This is a genomic window from Oceanimonas smirnovii ATCC BAA-899 (assembly GCF_000381965.1).
Taxonomy (GTDB): Bacteria; Pseudomonadota; Gammaproteobacteria; order Enterobacterales; family Aeromonadaceae; genus Oceanimonas; species Oceanimonas smirnovii.
In genome coordinates this window covers 35,789-47,900 of sequence record NZ_KB908468.1, presented here as the reverse complement: position 1 = coordinate 47,900, position 12,112 = coordinate 35,789, and the positions used below count along the sequence as shown (strand labels likewise).

At 56.3% G+C, this 12,112-nt stretch carries 14 protein-coding genes and 1 riboswitch; of the genes, 1 reads left to right on the top strand and 13 read right to left on the bottom strand.

All coding sequences use genetic code 11. The features are described 5' to 3' along the window. Positions 1 to 111 precede the first annotated feature (111 nt). Positions 112 to 1,353 carry a molybdopterin molybdotransferase MoeA gene (moeA, locus tag G364_RS0113855; RefSeq protein WP_019935747.1) on the top strand — a complete coding sequence of 414 codons (1,242 nt, stop codon included), beginning with the start codon at positions 112 to 114 and terminating at the stop codon, positions 1,351 to 1,353. Between the two features lie 254 nt (positions 1,354 to 1,607). On the opposite strand, the gene moaE is transcribed toward moeA, so the two are convergent. From moaE to G364_RS0113790, 13 genes are all read right to left on the bottom strand, one after another. Beyond that, a complete protein-coding gene (gene moaE, locus G364_RS0113850; RefSeq protein WP_019935746.1) occupies positions 1,608 to 2,048 on the bottom strand; it encodes a molybdopterin synthase catalytic subunit MoaE in 441 nt (146 codons plus the stop codon). A gap of 1 nt (position 2,049) precedes the next feature. Continuing rightward, positions 2,050 to 2,295: a molybdopterin synthase sulfur carrier subunit gene (gene moaD, locus G364_RS0113845; RefSeq protein ID WP_019935745.1), complete on the bottom strand. Its 246-nt coding sequence runs from the start codon at positions 2,293 to 2,295 to the stop codon at positions 2,050 to 2,052. Then, positions 2,288 to 2,767: a cyclic pyranopterin monophosphate synthase MoaC gene (gene moaC, locus G364_RS0113840; protein WP_019935744.1), complete on the bottom strand. Its 480-nt coding sequence runs from the start codon at positions 2,765 to 2,767 to the stop codon at positions 2,288 to 2,290. Before moaC ends, moaD begins: the two co-directional genes overlap by 8 nt. After that, entirely contained in the window at positions 2,764 to 3,279 is a 516-nt protein-coding gene (gene moaB, locus G364_RS0113835; protein WP_019935743.1) for a molybdenum cofactor biosynthesis protein B, read from the bottom strand. Before moaB ends, moaC begins: the two co-directional genes overlap by 4 nt. Positions 3,280 to 3,408: 129 nt before the next feature. Continuing rightward, a complete protein-coding gene (locus G364_RS0113830) occupies positions 3,409 to 4,002 on the bottom strand; it encodes a cytochrome c3 family protein (protein WP_019935742.1) in 594 nt (197 codons plus the stop codon). A 9-nt stretch (positions 4,003 to 4,011) separates the two neighbouring features. Beyond that, positions 4,012 to 4,461 carry a nitrate reductase cytochrome c-type subunit gene (locus tag G364_RS0113825; RefSeq protein WP_019935741.1) on the bottom strand — a complete coding sequence of 150 codons (450 nt, stop codon included), beginning with the start codon at positions 4,459 to 4,461 and terminating at the stop codon, positions 4,012 to 4,014. A 34-nt stretch (positions 4,462 to 4,495) separates the two neighbouring features. Beyond that, positions 4,496 to 6,985, bottom strand: a complete 2,490-nt coding sequence (gene napA, locus G364_RS0113820) for a nitrate reductase catalytic subunit NapA (protein WP_019935740.1) — start codon at positions 6,983 to 6,985, stop codon at positions 4,496 to 4,498. Next, positions 6,982 to 7,251 (bottom strand): chaperone NapD, encoded by a 270-nt coding sequence (locus tag G364_RS0113815; protein WP_019935739.1) that lies wholly within the window; start codon positions 7,249 to 7,251, stop codon positions 6,982 to 6,984. The genes napA and G364_RS0113815 overlap by 4 nt, the downstream gene beginning before the upstream one ends. Beyond that, the gene (gene napF, locus G364_RS0113810; protein ID WP_019935738.1) at positions 7,248 to 7,751 is read right to left on the bottom strand and encodes a ferredoxin-type protein NapF; all 504 of its coding nucleotides are present in this window, start codon (positions 7,749 to 7,751) and stop codon (positions 7,248 to 7,250) included. The genes G364_RS0113815 and napF overlap by 4 nt, the downstream gene beginning before the upstream one ends. A gap of 189 nt (positions 7,752 to 7,940) precedes the next feature. Continuing rightward, a complete protein-coding gene (moaA, locus tag G364_RS0113805) occupies positions 7,941 to 8,921 on the bottom strand; it encodes a GTP 3',8-cyclase MoaA (protein WP_019935737.1) in 981 nt (326 codons plus the stop codon). Then, positions 8,909 to 9,051, bottom strand: a riboswitch (molybdenum cofactor riboswitch). It overlaps the preceding gene by 13 nt. A gap of 336 nt (positions 9,052 to 9,387) precedes the next feature. Continuing rightward, on the bottom strand, positions 9,388 to 9,762 hold the full coding sequence (locus G364_RS0113800; RefSeq protein WP_019935736.1) for an Hpt domain-containing protein: 375 nt from the start codon (positions 9,760 to 9,762) through the stop codon (positions 9,388 to 9,390). Continuing rightward, positions 9,755 to 11,134 (bottom strand): sigma-54-dependent transcriptional regulator, encoded by a 1,380-nt coding sequence (locus tag G364_RS0113795; RefSeq protein ID WP_026344921.1) that lies wholly within the window; start codon positions 11,132 to 11,134, stop codon positions 9,755 to 9,757. Before G364_RS0113795 ends, G364_RS0113800 begins: the two co-directional genes overlap by 8 nt. A gap of 212 nt (positions 11,135 to 11,346) precedes the next feature. Beyond that, positions 11,347 to 12,105, bottom strand: a complete 759-nt coding sequence (locus G364_RS0113790) for a Nif3-like dinuclear metal center hexameric protein (RefSeq protein ID WP_019935734.1) — start codon at positions 12,103 to 12,105, stop codon at positions 11,347 to 11,349. Positions 12,106 to 12,112 lie beyond the last annotated feature (7 nt).

The window sequence follows — 12,112 nt, the reverse complement described above, 5'->3', positions numbered from 1 at the left end:
GACACTGGCTGTGAATGACGGATTAGCGCTCATTTTGATGACACCGTCATGACAATCACTGCCCGGGTCTGGAATAATGTAGTCAATCAACACCATTCAGGGAGCCGGATTATGGCCATTCAGGATTGTTGCAGTCAGCCGGGCCTTCGCCCTTTTGCAGATGCCAAAGCCGATATGCTGGGGCAGCTGGATACCCTTGACACTAACGAGCTGGTGCCGCTGGAGCAGGCTCTGAACCGAATTCTTGCAGAAGAGGTGACGTCACCGCTGGATGTGCCCGCTTTTACCAATTCGGCCATGGACGGCTATGCCCTGCAGGCCGCCGATGCCACTGCCGGACAGGAGCTGGCATTAATTGGTACCAGCCTGGCGGGCCATCCGTTCACCGGCCGGGTAGAAAGCGGCCAGTGTGTGCGCATCATGACAGGTGCGGCCCTGCCACTGGGTGCCGACAGTGTGGAAATGCAGGAAAACTGCACCTCTGCCAACAACCGTGTGACCCTTGCCCAGGCAGTACGCCCGGGTCAGAACGTGCGTCAGGCGGCAGAAGATGTGGCTCAGGGCGAAGTGGTGTTTAAGGCCGGCATGCGTATTAATGCCCGCGTGCTGTCGGTGCTGGCCTCACTGGGGCTGGAGCAGGTGCCGGTGCGCCGGCCGCTGCGGGTGGCGCTCTTGTCTACCGGTGATGAGCTGAAGCGCCCCGGCGAGCTGCTGGCACCGGGCGAAATTTACGACTCCAACCGCACTGGTCTGGCGGCCATGCTGGGCCGGCTGGGAGTGGAGATCACCGATTATGGCATTATTGCGGATGATCCCACGCTGATCCGCCAGACGTTTTTAAAAGCCGCATCCAGCCACGATGCCATTGTGACCTCGGGCGGCGTGTCGGTGGGCGATGCCGACCACACCAAGGCCGTGCTGGAAGAAGTGGGCCGCATTGGCTTCTGGAAGCTGGCGGTCAAACCGGGCAAACCTTTTGCCTTTGGCCATATCGACCAATGCGCCTTTTTCGGTTTGCCGGGCAATCCGGTGTCGGCGGCGGTTACCTTTCACCTGCTGGTGCGCCCTGCCCTGGCAAAACTGGCCGGCGAGCAGCTCTTTCCTGCCATCACTCTGCAGGCCACGGCACTGGTGCCATTCAGAAAATCACCGGGACGAATGGACTTTCAGCGCGGCTGGGTGGAAACACAGGCCGACGGCTCCCTGGGCGTGGTGCCCGCAGGCTCACAGAGCTCGGCGGTGTTCAGCGCCATGGCCGAAGCCAACTGCCTGCTGCACCTGGAGCAGGACAGAGGCCATGTGGAAAAAGGCGACACCGTCACCCTGGAATTGATTGACGGCCTGTATTGGTAAACCCCACTCTGCTATATGAAGCAGCAGTGCGGTTGCACTCCGCCGACACGCTTCGGGCCCCTCCATGGGACGCTCGAAAATGCCATCCGTGGCATTTTATGGTCGGCTTCGGCAATCCCCACTGCTGCTTCATGCACCATCGGTAGCGTCTGCTCGCTGCCAGCTTACATAGGTTTATTTGCAGACATCATGCCTGCCAGTTACACCACTGATAGCTGATAGCTTACAGCTTCAAGCTTCAAGCTCCCGAAGGGTCACCACTTGTTGGCGGCGTCGGTGTCGCTGTGTTTGGCATCCACCCAGCGTTCGCCATCTGTGGTGCGTTCTTTTTTCCAGAAGGGAGCACGGGTTTTCAGGTAATCCATAATAAAATGGCAGGCCTCGAACGCCGCTTCTCTGTGCTGACTGGCCACGCCTACCAACACAATTTGATCCCCCAGCTCCAATGCGCCCACCCGGTGGATCACCCGGCACCCCAGCAGCGGCCAGCGGCTGTTGGCCTCGGCCACAATCTGCTCAAGCGCGTGCTCTGTCATGCCCGGATAGTGCTCCAGGGTCATGCCACTGACCGCATCACCCTGATTCATCTCACGTACCTTGCCCACAAAGGTGACCACGGCACCGGTCTGATACGACTGGCTTAAGGCTTCATATTCGGTGGCCAGGCAGAAGTCCTCGGTCTGAACCCGTATCATGCTAACCTCCGGTTACCGGCGGAAAAAACGCCACTTCATCACCGTCTTTCAGGGCCGTTGCCGGGCTGGCCATTTCATGATTGACCGCCACCAGCAGGCTGTTGTCGGCCAGTACCTGCGCCCAGGTCTCGTTGCGCGCCGCCAGATGCTCACGCAGGGCGTTCACATTGGCAAACTCTGTCTCGAGCGACAGCTCGTCTTCACCCAGCTGCTCCCGAACACGGGCAAAAAATACCACCTTAATCATCAGCTCTGAACTCCCCGGACTTGCCGCCCTTTTTCTCCAGCAGACGCACGCCCTCTATCAGCATGTCTTTCTGTACCGCCTTGCACATGTCGTAAATGGTGAGCGCCGCCACCGATGCGGCGGTGAGCGCTTCCATCTCCACGCCGGTCTGACCGGCCAGCTTGCAGTAGCTCTCTATGCGCACGCCGCCGCGCTCGCGGCATGGCTCAAGCTTGACCTCCACTTTCGACAGCGCCAGCGGATGGCACAACGGAATAAGATCAGAGGTTTTCTTGGCCGCCATAATGCCGGCAATGCGGGCGGTGGCAAACACATCACCCTTGTGATGCCGGCCCTCTACAATCAGCGCCAGGGTCTCGGGAGCCATCAGCACCCAGGCTTCGGCCCGGGCTTCCCGGCTGGTCACTGCCTTATCGCTCACATCCACCATGTTGGCCTCACCGGAGGCATTAATATGAGTAAGCCGGCTCATAGGCTCACCAGATGCTGCACAAAATTACAGGGCTTGTGCCGGGCATCCAGCTGCTCGGCCAGAATGCCGTTCCAGCCGGTGCGGCAGGCACCGGTGGAGCCCGGCAGGCAGAACACCGCCGTGCGGTTGGCCAGGCCGCCAAGCGCGCGGCTTTGCACGGTAGAGGTGCCCAGCTCCTGATAGGTGATATGACGGAACAGCTCGCCAAAGCCGTCAATCTGCACATCCAGCAGCGGGGCCACCGCTTCCGGTGTGGTATCACGACCGGTAAAGCCGGTGCCGCCGGTGATGATCACCACCTGCACTTGCGGGCTGGCTATCCAGCGGGAAATCAGCGCACGAATCTCGTATTTGTCATCCTTGAGAATGACTTTTTCTGCCAGCCGGTGGCCGGCCGCGGTAAGCGCCTCTACCAGAAAACGACCGGATGTATCGCTTTCTTCGGTACGGGTATCAGACACCGTCAGCACCGCGATATTGAGCGGCACCAGCTCCTGACTTGCATGACTCATGATGTCACCTTAATTATTTTCACATAAAATTAACTTACCGGCATTGTTCCCGCTGCCCGGCAGCAGGTCAAGCCAAAAAAAAGCCTGTGGCCATATTGCCACAGGCGTTGCCTTGCTGCATGACCGAGATCAGAAACCGGCCACTCCGCTCATGTCCGGCAGCTGATGCGCTATGCCTTTATGGCAGTCAATGCAGGTTTTTTCACCGCTGGCCAGTGAGGTGGAATGAGCCTGAGCGGCGCGATTGCCCTGCACACTGAAGTCCATAAAGTCAAAGTTATGACAGTTGCGGCACTCCCGGGAGTCAGTCTCCTTCATGCGCTGCCATTCCCGCTCGGCCATGTGCCGGCGATGGGCCTCAAACTTTTCCGGGGTGTCAATAATGCCGGTGATCTTGCCCCACACTTCCTTGGAAGCGGCAATTTTACGCACTATCTTGTGGGTCCATTCATGCGGCACATGACAGTCGGGACAACTGGCTCGCACCCCGGAACGGTTGGCATAATGAATGGTATCTCTGTATTCCAGATAGACGTTATCGCGCATCTCGTGGCAGCTGATGCAAAAGCTCTCGGTGTTGGTCATTTCCAGGGCGGTGTTAAAGCCACCCCAGAAAATCACCCCGCCAATAAAGCCCAGCAACAGCACCACCCCTGCCGCCACGCGTGCCGGCGAGCGGAACACGCGCCACAAGCCGCGCAGCAGTCCGTTTTTCTTTGCCATAATGCCTCCTCAGCGCAGTGACTCGACCGGCGTAAAGACGTTATCCACCAGCGGCTCTGCCCCGGTTTGCGGCACATGACACTGCAGACAAAAATAACGCCGCGGGCTGATGTCTCCCAGGGTCAGGCCATCCCGGTTTTCATAATGAGTGGGGCTGACTCTGGGCGCGTTGCGTTCGGCGGCATTTTTCCAGCCATGGCAGGACAGGCACTGGTTTACCTTGAGATCCACCTCATAGCCACGCACCTGATGGGGCACCAGCGGTGGCTGATGCATATAAACCCTGTCCTGTATGCCCTGATCTTTCAACGGATCGGCAATACGAGAAGGAGCCGGATCCTTGTCCAGGGACATTTTTCCCCGCAGGGATTCCATGTTACCCGCATCGGGGGCAGCCGTTGCCAGTCCGGCCAGCACCAGCAACAAAGGTGCCAGCAGATGTTTTGCGGTGATGCTCATATGCGATTCTCCACCTTACTCACATTGACGTGGGTTATGCCTTGGTCACCTTGACGGCGCACTTTTTGTAATCCGTTTCCTTGGACAGCGGGCAGGTCGCATCCAGGGTCAGGCGGTTAATCAACTGACTTTCATCAAACCAGGGCACAAACACCAGGCCTTTGGGCGGCCGGTTGCGGCCCCGGGTTTCCAGCCGGGTTCTCATTTCGCCCCGGCGTGAGCTCATTAATACCTCATCGCCCCGGCGCAGGCCCCGGGCACTGGCATCATCAGGGTGCATAAACACCTGAGCGGCAGGATAAGACTTGTGCAACTCGGGCACTCGGCGGGTCATGGTGCCCGAGTGCCAGTGCTCCAGCACCCGGCCGGTAGACAGCCAGAGGTCAAATTCTTCATCGGGCTCTTCCGCCGCCGGCTCGTAAGGCAATGCAAAAATCACCGCCCTGTTGTCTTTATGACCATAAAACTGCACACCGGCCCCCTCTTCTACATAAGGGTCATAGCCTTCCCGGTAGCGCCACAGGGTTTCCTGGCCGTTCACCACCGGCCAGCGCAGCCCCCGCTCTTCATGGTATCTGTCGTAGGGGGCCAGATCGTGAGCATGGCCGCGGCCAAACTCCGCATATTCTTCAAACAGGCCCTTCTGCACATAAAAACCGAAGTGGTCCCGCTCGTCATTGAACTCGTTTTTGCAGTCTTCCGCCGGAAAGCGATCGACCTGACCGTTGGTAAAGAGCACGTCATACAGGCTTTTGCTACGGTATTCGGACATCTGGGTCAGCAGCTCCTCAGGCCAGATCTCTTCCATGGTGAAGCGTTTGGAAAACTCCATCAGCTGCCACAGATCCGAGCGCGCCCCTTCCGGCGCTTTTACCTGCTGATACCACACCTGAGTGCGGCGCTCGGCATTGCCGTAGCCTCCTTCCTTCTCTACCCACATGGCGGTGGGCAGCACCAGATCCGCCGCCTGAGCGGTCACTGTGGGATACGGGTCGGAGACCACAACAAAGTTTTCCGGGTTACGATAGCCGGGCAGGCTTTCTTCGTTCATATTGGCCGCCGCCTGCATATTGTTGTTACACATCACCCAATAGGCATTGAGCTTGCCGTCTTTCAGCATGCGGTTTTGCAGCACGGCATGATAACCGGGCTCAGGGTTGATGGTGCCGGCGGGCAGCTTCCAGATTCTTTCGGCCACGGCTCTGTGGTCCGGATTGGTTACTACCATGTCGGCAGGCAGACGGTGAGAAAAAGTGCCCACTTCCCGGGCGGTACCACAGGCAGACGGCTGGCCGGTCAGTGAAAACGGGCTGTTGCCCGGCTCGGAGATTTTGCCGGTCAGCAGATGTATGTTGTAAACCATGTTATTGGCCCAGGTGCCCCGGGTATGCTGGTTAAAGCCCATGGTCCAGAACGACACCACCTTGGTATTGGGATCGGCGTAGGCCATGGCCAGCGCTTCCAGCTTGTCGGCGGGCACGCCGGACAGATCTGCAACTGTGTTTACATCGTAGTCGGCCACAAAGGCAGCAAACTCATCAAAGTTCATGGGCGTGGAAGCACCGGAGTCCGGGTTGGCGGCCGCCGCCTGGCGCGGATGGGTGGGCCGCAGGCCATAACCGATATCGGTTTCACCCCGTGCAAAGCGTACATGACGCTCCACAAAGCTCTGATTAACATGACCGTTCTCAATAATGTAGTGGGCAATGTAATTAAGAATGGCCAGATCGGTCTGGGGCTTGAATACCATGCCATTATCCGCCAGCTCAAAGCTGCGGTGCTCATAGGTAGAAAGCACATGCACCCGCACATGAGGCGCGCTCAGCCGGCGATCGGTCAGGCGGGACCACAAAATAGGGTGCATTTCCGCCATATTGGAGCCCCACAGCACAAAGCTGTCGGTGGCTTCAATGTCGTCATAGCAGCCCATGGGTTCGTCCATGCCAAAGGTGCGCATAAAGCCGGCCACTGCCGACGCCATGCAATGGCGAGCATTGGGATCCAGGTTATTGGAGCGAAAACCCGCCTTGAAAAGCTTGGCGGCAGCATAGCCTTCCATAATGGTCCACTGACCGGAGCCGAACATGCCCACTGCTTCCGGCCCTTTGGTCCTGAGCGCGGCTTTCCACTTTTCAGCCATGATATCAAAGGCCTGATCCCAGCTGACGGGCGTGAATTCGCCATTTTTGTCGTATTGACCGTTACTCATGCGCAGCAGCGGCGTGGTCAGCCGGTCTTTGCCGTACATGATTTTTGACAGAAAATACCCTTTAACGCAGTTCAGCCCCCGGTTTACCGGTGCCTTGGGATCACCCTGAGTGGCCACTACCTTGCCGTTTTGTGAGCCCACCAGTACCGAGCAGCCGGTGCCACAAAAACGACAGGGTGCCTTGTCCCACTTAATGGCAGTCTGATCCCGGCTGGTGATGAGGTTGGTCGCCATGGCCGGCACGGCCAGACCGGCCGCTGCTGCTGCCGCCGCCACCGCATTGGCTTTCATAAAATCACGACGATTCAGTTTCATGCTTGCTCCTCACCGGCTTCCTGGCCGGCAAACTCATGATAAATGAGAGTGGTCGATATCACGCCGTCAAGGGGCGCTATGCGGTCAATATTGGCCACGATGGCACTCTGGTCGGGTCCTTCAAGGGACACCACCAGCTTGCCCTGCTCACCAAACACCGGCACTTCGGCACCGGGCATGGCGTTAATGGTGGCGATCACCGCTGCCATTTGTTCAGGCTTGCAATACACCACCAGGCTGGCCACATGCCATTCCTGCTCCGTCATGCTGCTCCTCCCTCTTTAACAATGCTGATGGCACTCACCGGACAGGCCGCCACACAGCCGCCGCAACCGGTGCAGGCATCCTGCTCCAGCTCGGGCACCGATACGCCCCCCAGCCGGGGCCGAAAGCGAATGGCCCGGGGCTCGCAGCCATCTTCACAACTGCGGCAATGCACACCCTGATGAGCGAGGCAGGCATGACTGAAAGCAGCCACTTGCTGCCAGGGGGCCTGTTCGGTGGAATAAAACAGAGGCTCGCCGCAGGCACTGACACAGTCGGTGCAGAAAGTGCATTCACCTTTACTGAAATCGATGGCCGGAAAGCCACCGTCGGCCACCACAATAATCTGCTCGGGGCAGGCTTGAATGCAGTCGCCACAGCGGGTGCATTGGGCGGTAAATGCTGGCCGGTCCAGTGCCCAGGGCAGAGTCTGAACATGATGCTGAGGCGTCAATCCTCCCTTCAGCCAGCGCCGGCGGGATAAATCGGGTGCGGTATCCATATTGCTCCCATTATTAGTAACAGCCTGAAATGTAGCACAAGTGTGACAAGCTGAGTTTAAATGAGTATTTACAGAGTATAAAAAGGGAGTAGCGATAGAAACCCTGAATACGGGGTATTCAGGGATATATTGATGCAGATCAGTATCGGGCGATGACACCAGCCACCACCTGGCAGTGTTATGAAACTGTTAACCGCCGATGGATGCCAAATGCGGTGTCATGCCGCTGATGCCTTCATGCAGAAAGTGGGTCGCTTTTTTATCGGCCAGGGCGTCACGCAAGCGCCGTTGCAGCGCCGCCTGTTGTCCTTCATGCTGCAGCAGCTCACGCAGATCTACACCATATTCACCAAACAGGCACAAATGCAACTTGCCCAGCGCCGACACCCGCAGGCGGTTGCAACTGGCACAGAAGTCTTTGGCATAAGGCATGATAAGGCCAATTTCGCCCACATAGTCCGAATGCCAGAATACTTCCGCCGGACCATCATTATGCGCCCGTACTTTTTGCTGCCAGCCGGCTTCCAGCAACTTTTCCTTGATGGCCGCCCCACGCACGTGATGACGGTCAAACAGCTCGTCCATTTCACCGGTTTGCATCAGCTCGATAAAACGTAACTGAATAGGATTGGACTTTATCCAGGCCAGAAAGTTACCCAGCTCACCGTCATTGAGCCCGCGCATCAGTACCGTATTCACCTTCACCTGCTCAAAACCGGCCGCAAAGGCGGCATCAATGCCCGCCATCACCTCATGAAAACGGTTCTGACCGGTGATCTGGTGAAACATGCGCGGATCCAGGCTGTCAACGCTGACGTTGACAGCGCCCAGCCCGGCACTGCGCCAGTCTGCTATCTGCTCCGCCATACGATAGCCGTTGGTAGTGGTAGCCACCTTGCGAATGCCGGGCGTAGATGCCACCGTTTCGATGATATCGGTAAAGTCCCGGCGCATGGAGGGCTCACCACCGGTAATGCGCACCTTGTTGGTGCCCATGGCGGCAAAAGCACGAGTGATGTGACGGATCTCACTCAGGGTAAGAAAAGACTTGCGGCCGTCGGGACGATAACCGTCAGGCAAACAGTATTGACAGCGAAAGTTGCAGACGTCGGTCACCGACAGCCGCAAATAATGAAATTTGCGCGCGAACGCGTCTTGTAGTTCCAGCATAAACACCTTTCCAAAACGGGAGGCGGCATCATTTCTGATAACACCCTTACGAGCCCGAAGGCCCGAGCGGTCCGCACACCTTATTGAGAACCCAACTTAGGCGATGACGGACTCGGAGTTTGTAAACCAATGTTCTCACTTCACCTTAGGTGTAAACATAGCTTTAGATCAAGAAATATTTGGCTGCCGGCAAGAGAATATGGACTGTATCGGTATTTATTTGCTTTGTCAGAGGGAGATAGAAGGGAAATTGCATTACGCAACAAACACCTATCGCAAAATGCGACATTTCGCAATTTGGGTTGGTCGATATTTATTCAAATACACCGGAAAGCCAGCAATGACGGGGTTTTGAAAAGTTGGCACGATACTTTCATATACTTAAGCAGTCGTTTTTATCCCGTGCTCTCTTCAGCTCCCGCTGAAGTTCGGCCAACCCATTGGGTTGGCCATTTTTTTTGCCTGCTTAACGGCTTTCTCTGTGTAATTGAACCGCTTCAAGGGTATCACTCAGCGCCTGTTGCCAGGCTGCCATCAGTAACGACACCTGATCAGTCTGTTGCTGACGACAAGCCTGTTCCAGCTTTTCTGCCAGGAACTGACAGCGTAAAGCACCGTAACTGCCACAGGCTGATTTAAGACTATGGCACCATAGTGCCATGCCTTCATGATTTCCTTCATTAAACGCCTGCTCCAGCGCTTCTCCCTGCTGTATGCCGTCTTCCGCAAACAAGATCAGCAGACGGCCCAGTGCATCCTGCCCAAGATCTTTGACCAGTTGTTCCAGTCGTGCCGGATCCAACAGCGGCAGACGAGGGTAAAGTGTTTGCCAGTCAGCCATTATCATCTCCCCAGCTTTGCAGCTTACGATAAATCGTTGACGGGCTGACCTCGAGCATGGCTGCAGCCCGGGAGATGTTGCCATCACAATGAGCAATAGTGCGTTCTATGGCTTTTCGTTCAACCACTGCCAGCGGTAATATGGGCTGAGATGCCGCTGCTCCGTCATGATCGGCCGTTGTCGCTCCGGTTGTAATGCTATCAAGTGGTGCCGGCAGCATATCAACTTCAATCCACTCTCCCTGATGCAGCACCACTGCATTACGGATCACGTTTTGCAGCTGGCGCACATTGCCGGGCCAGTGATATGCCTGCAAACGATTTTTGGTTGCCTCAGACAGCCCCACAAAATCTTTGCCTTCTTCCCGTGACGCCTGACGCACCAGGGTGGTGGCAATATTAATTACATCTCCTCCCCGCTCGCGCAGTGGCGGAAGATGTACCGGGATCACATGCAAGCGGTAGTAGAGATCTTCCCGAAAACGGCCCTGCTCTACTTCAACAAGCGGATCCCGGTTGGTTGCACACACAATGCGCACATCAACTTTCACATGATTGGAGCTGCCCACCGGCTGGATCAGGCCGGTCTGTAAAAAGCGCAGCAGCTTGCTCTGCAGCTCCAGATCCATTTCACAGATTTCATCCATAAACAGAGTGCCGCCGTTGGCACGGATAACAGCGCCGTCTCTGTCTTGCAGTGCACCGGTAAAGGCACCCTTGATATGGCCGAACAGCTCACTTTCCATCAAATCACGTGGAATAGCGGCACAGTTCAGTGCAATAAAAGGCCCGTCAGCGCGGCCACTGAGCTGATGGATAGCTTCAGCACATACTTCCTTGCCAGTGCCGCTTTCACCGGTAATAAAGACGGTAGCAGTGCTGGGAGCGGCATTCTCAATCAGCCGGTAAACTTTTTGCATCGGCAGACTTTCACCGATAAACCCTTGAAAACGCTTTCTGTCGATCTCATGGCGATACTGATTGACCAGCTGATTGAGCCGGCGAAATTTCATGGTGTTATGCAGGGTCACCTTGAGCCGTTCGGCTTCTACCGGTTTGCTGATAAAGTCATGAGCCCCCAGACGCATGGCGTCTACCGCGACATCCACAGAGCCGTGAGCCGTCATCACTATGGTAGTAATATTCAGCTGCTCTTCATGCAGCCACTGCAAAATATCCATACCCGGCATATCGGGCAGGATTAAATCCAGCAGCAAAATATCAGGAGGCTCGCGCTTAATATGCTCCAGTGCCTGCTGGCCGTTGCTGACTGTCGTCAGCACCAAAGGCTCATCCTGCAAAAACATCTGATACATGGCTGCCAATGACGGCGTGTCTTCCACCATCAGGACAGTTAGCCTTTTATCTACCATCATACTTCTCTCATTGAATTCATTGTCATTTTTCTTTGGGCCTGAAGAAATGACTTGCCTTCAGATAACCGGATGTTAACATATGTTCAACATAGAAAATGACTCATACGTTACCCATTCACCGTGCTTGTTCACTGCGCTCAGCAGGACAAACAATATTGTTGCCCTCGTGGCTGCTGCGAAACCAGGGTGGTTATCCTCCCTGGTCTTTTTTATGCCGGATTGTCGATATCTACAAATTCCACGGTGATCCCATGGTTGGCTGCCAGCCACTCTCCCAGTGCCTTAACGCCGTAGCGCTCGGTGGCATGATGGCCGGCAGCAAAGAAGTGAATGCCCAGCTCACGGGCTGAGTGAACCGTCTGCTCGGAAACTTCACCACTGATAAAGGCATCCATGCCCTGCTCTGCCGCCAGATCGATATAGCCCTGACCACCACCGGTGCACCAGCCAATTTTGCGAATTTGCGCCGGCCCTGTGTCACCCACATGCAGCACGCCTCGGCCCAGCGTCTGCTCAATGCGGCTGGCCAGTTCGCTCCCGGTCACTGCCGTGCTCAGCTCACCACGCATGGCCACCGACAACTCATTGCCCGGCTCAAGCGGACCGGTCATCTCAATGCCGAGTAACGCCGCCAGCTGAGCGTTATTACCAAGCTCAGGAGCAATATCCAGTGGCAGATGATATGCATAAAGGTTGACATCATTCGCCAGCAGGGCTTTCAGCCGGTTGCGCTTCATGCCTGTTACCGGCTGCGATTCTCCTTTCCAAAAATAACCGTGATGCACCAGAATGGCATCGGCGCGACGGGCAATGGCCTCGTCAATTAATGCCTGGCTGGCGGTCACACCGGTAACAATATGGCGAATGTCGGCGCGCCCTTCCACTTGCAGTCCGTTGGGGCAATAATCACGAATAGCCTGAGTATTCAGCTGCTTGTTTAACAGTTGCTCGAGCTGGATGTTGTTCACGCTGGCT

Bases quoted from the DNA above. Each gene is read 5' to 3' on its own strand.
- G364_RS0113795 (WP_026344921.1), bottom strand. From the start codon at position 11,134: ATGGTAGATAAAAGGCTAACTGTCCTGATGGTGGAAGACACGCCGTCA.
- G364_RS0113825 (WP_019935741.1), bottom strand. From the start codon at position 4,461: ATGAGCATCACCGCAAAACATCTGCTGGCACCTTTGTTGCTGGTGCTG.
- moaA (WP_019935737.1), bottom strand. From the start codon at position 8,921: ATGCTGGAACTACAAGACGCGTTCGCGCGCAAATTTCATTATTTGCGG.
- G364_RS0113830 (WP_019935742.1), bottom strand. From the start codon at position 4,002: ATGGCAAAGAAAAACGGACTGCTGCGCGGCTTGTGGCGCGTGTTCCGC.
- napF (WP_019935738.1), bottom strand. From the start codon at position 7,751: ATGGATACCGCACCCGATTTATCCCGCCGGCGCTGGCTGAAGGGAGGA.
- napA (WP_019935740.1), bottom strand. From the start codon at position 6,985: ATGAAACTGAATCGTCGTGATTTTATGAAAGCCAATGCGGTGGCGGCG.
- moaC (WP_019935744.1), bottom strand. From the start codon at position 2,767: ATGAGCCGGCTTACTCATATTAATGCCTCCGGTGAGGCCAACATGGTG.
- G364_RS0113815 (WP_019935739.1), bottom strand. From the start codon at position 7,251: ATGACGGAGCAGGAATGGCATGTGGCCAGCCTGGTGGTGTATTGCAAG.
- moaB (WP_019935743.1), bottom strand. From the start codon at position 3,279: ATGAGTCATGCAAGTCAGGAGCTGGTGCCGCTCAATATCGCGGTGCTG.
- G364_RS0113800 (WP_019935736.1), bottom strand. From the start codon at position 9,762: ATGGCTGACTGGCAAACACTTTACCCTCGTCTGCCGCTGTTGGATCCG.
- moeA (WP_019935747.1), top strand. From the start codon at position 112: ATGGCCATTCAGGATTGTTGCAGTCAGCCGGGCCTTCGCCCTTTTGCA.
- moaE (WP_019935746.1), bottom strand. From the start codon at position 2,048: ATGATACGGGTTCAGACCGAGGACTTCTGCCTGGCCACCGAATATGAA.
- moaD (WP_019935745.1), bottom strand. From the start codon at position 2,295: ATGATTAAGGTGGTATTTTTTGCCCGTGTTCGGGAGCAGCTGGGTGAA.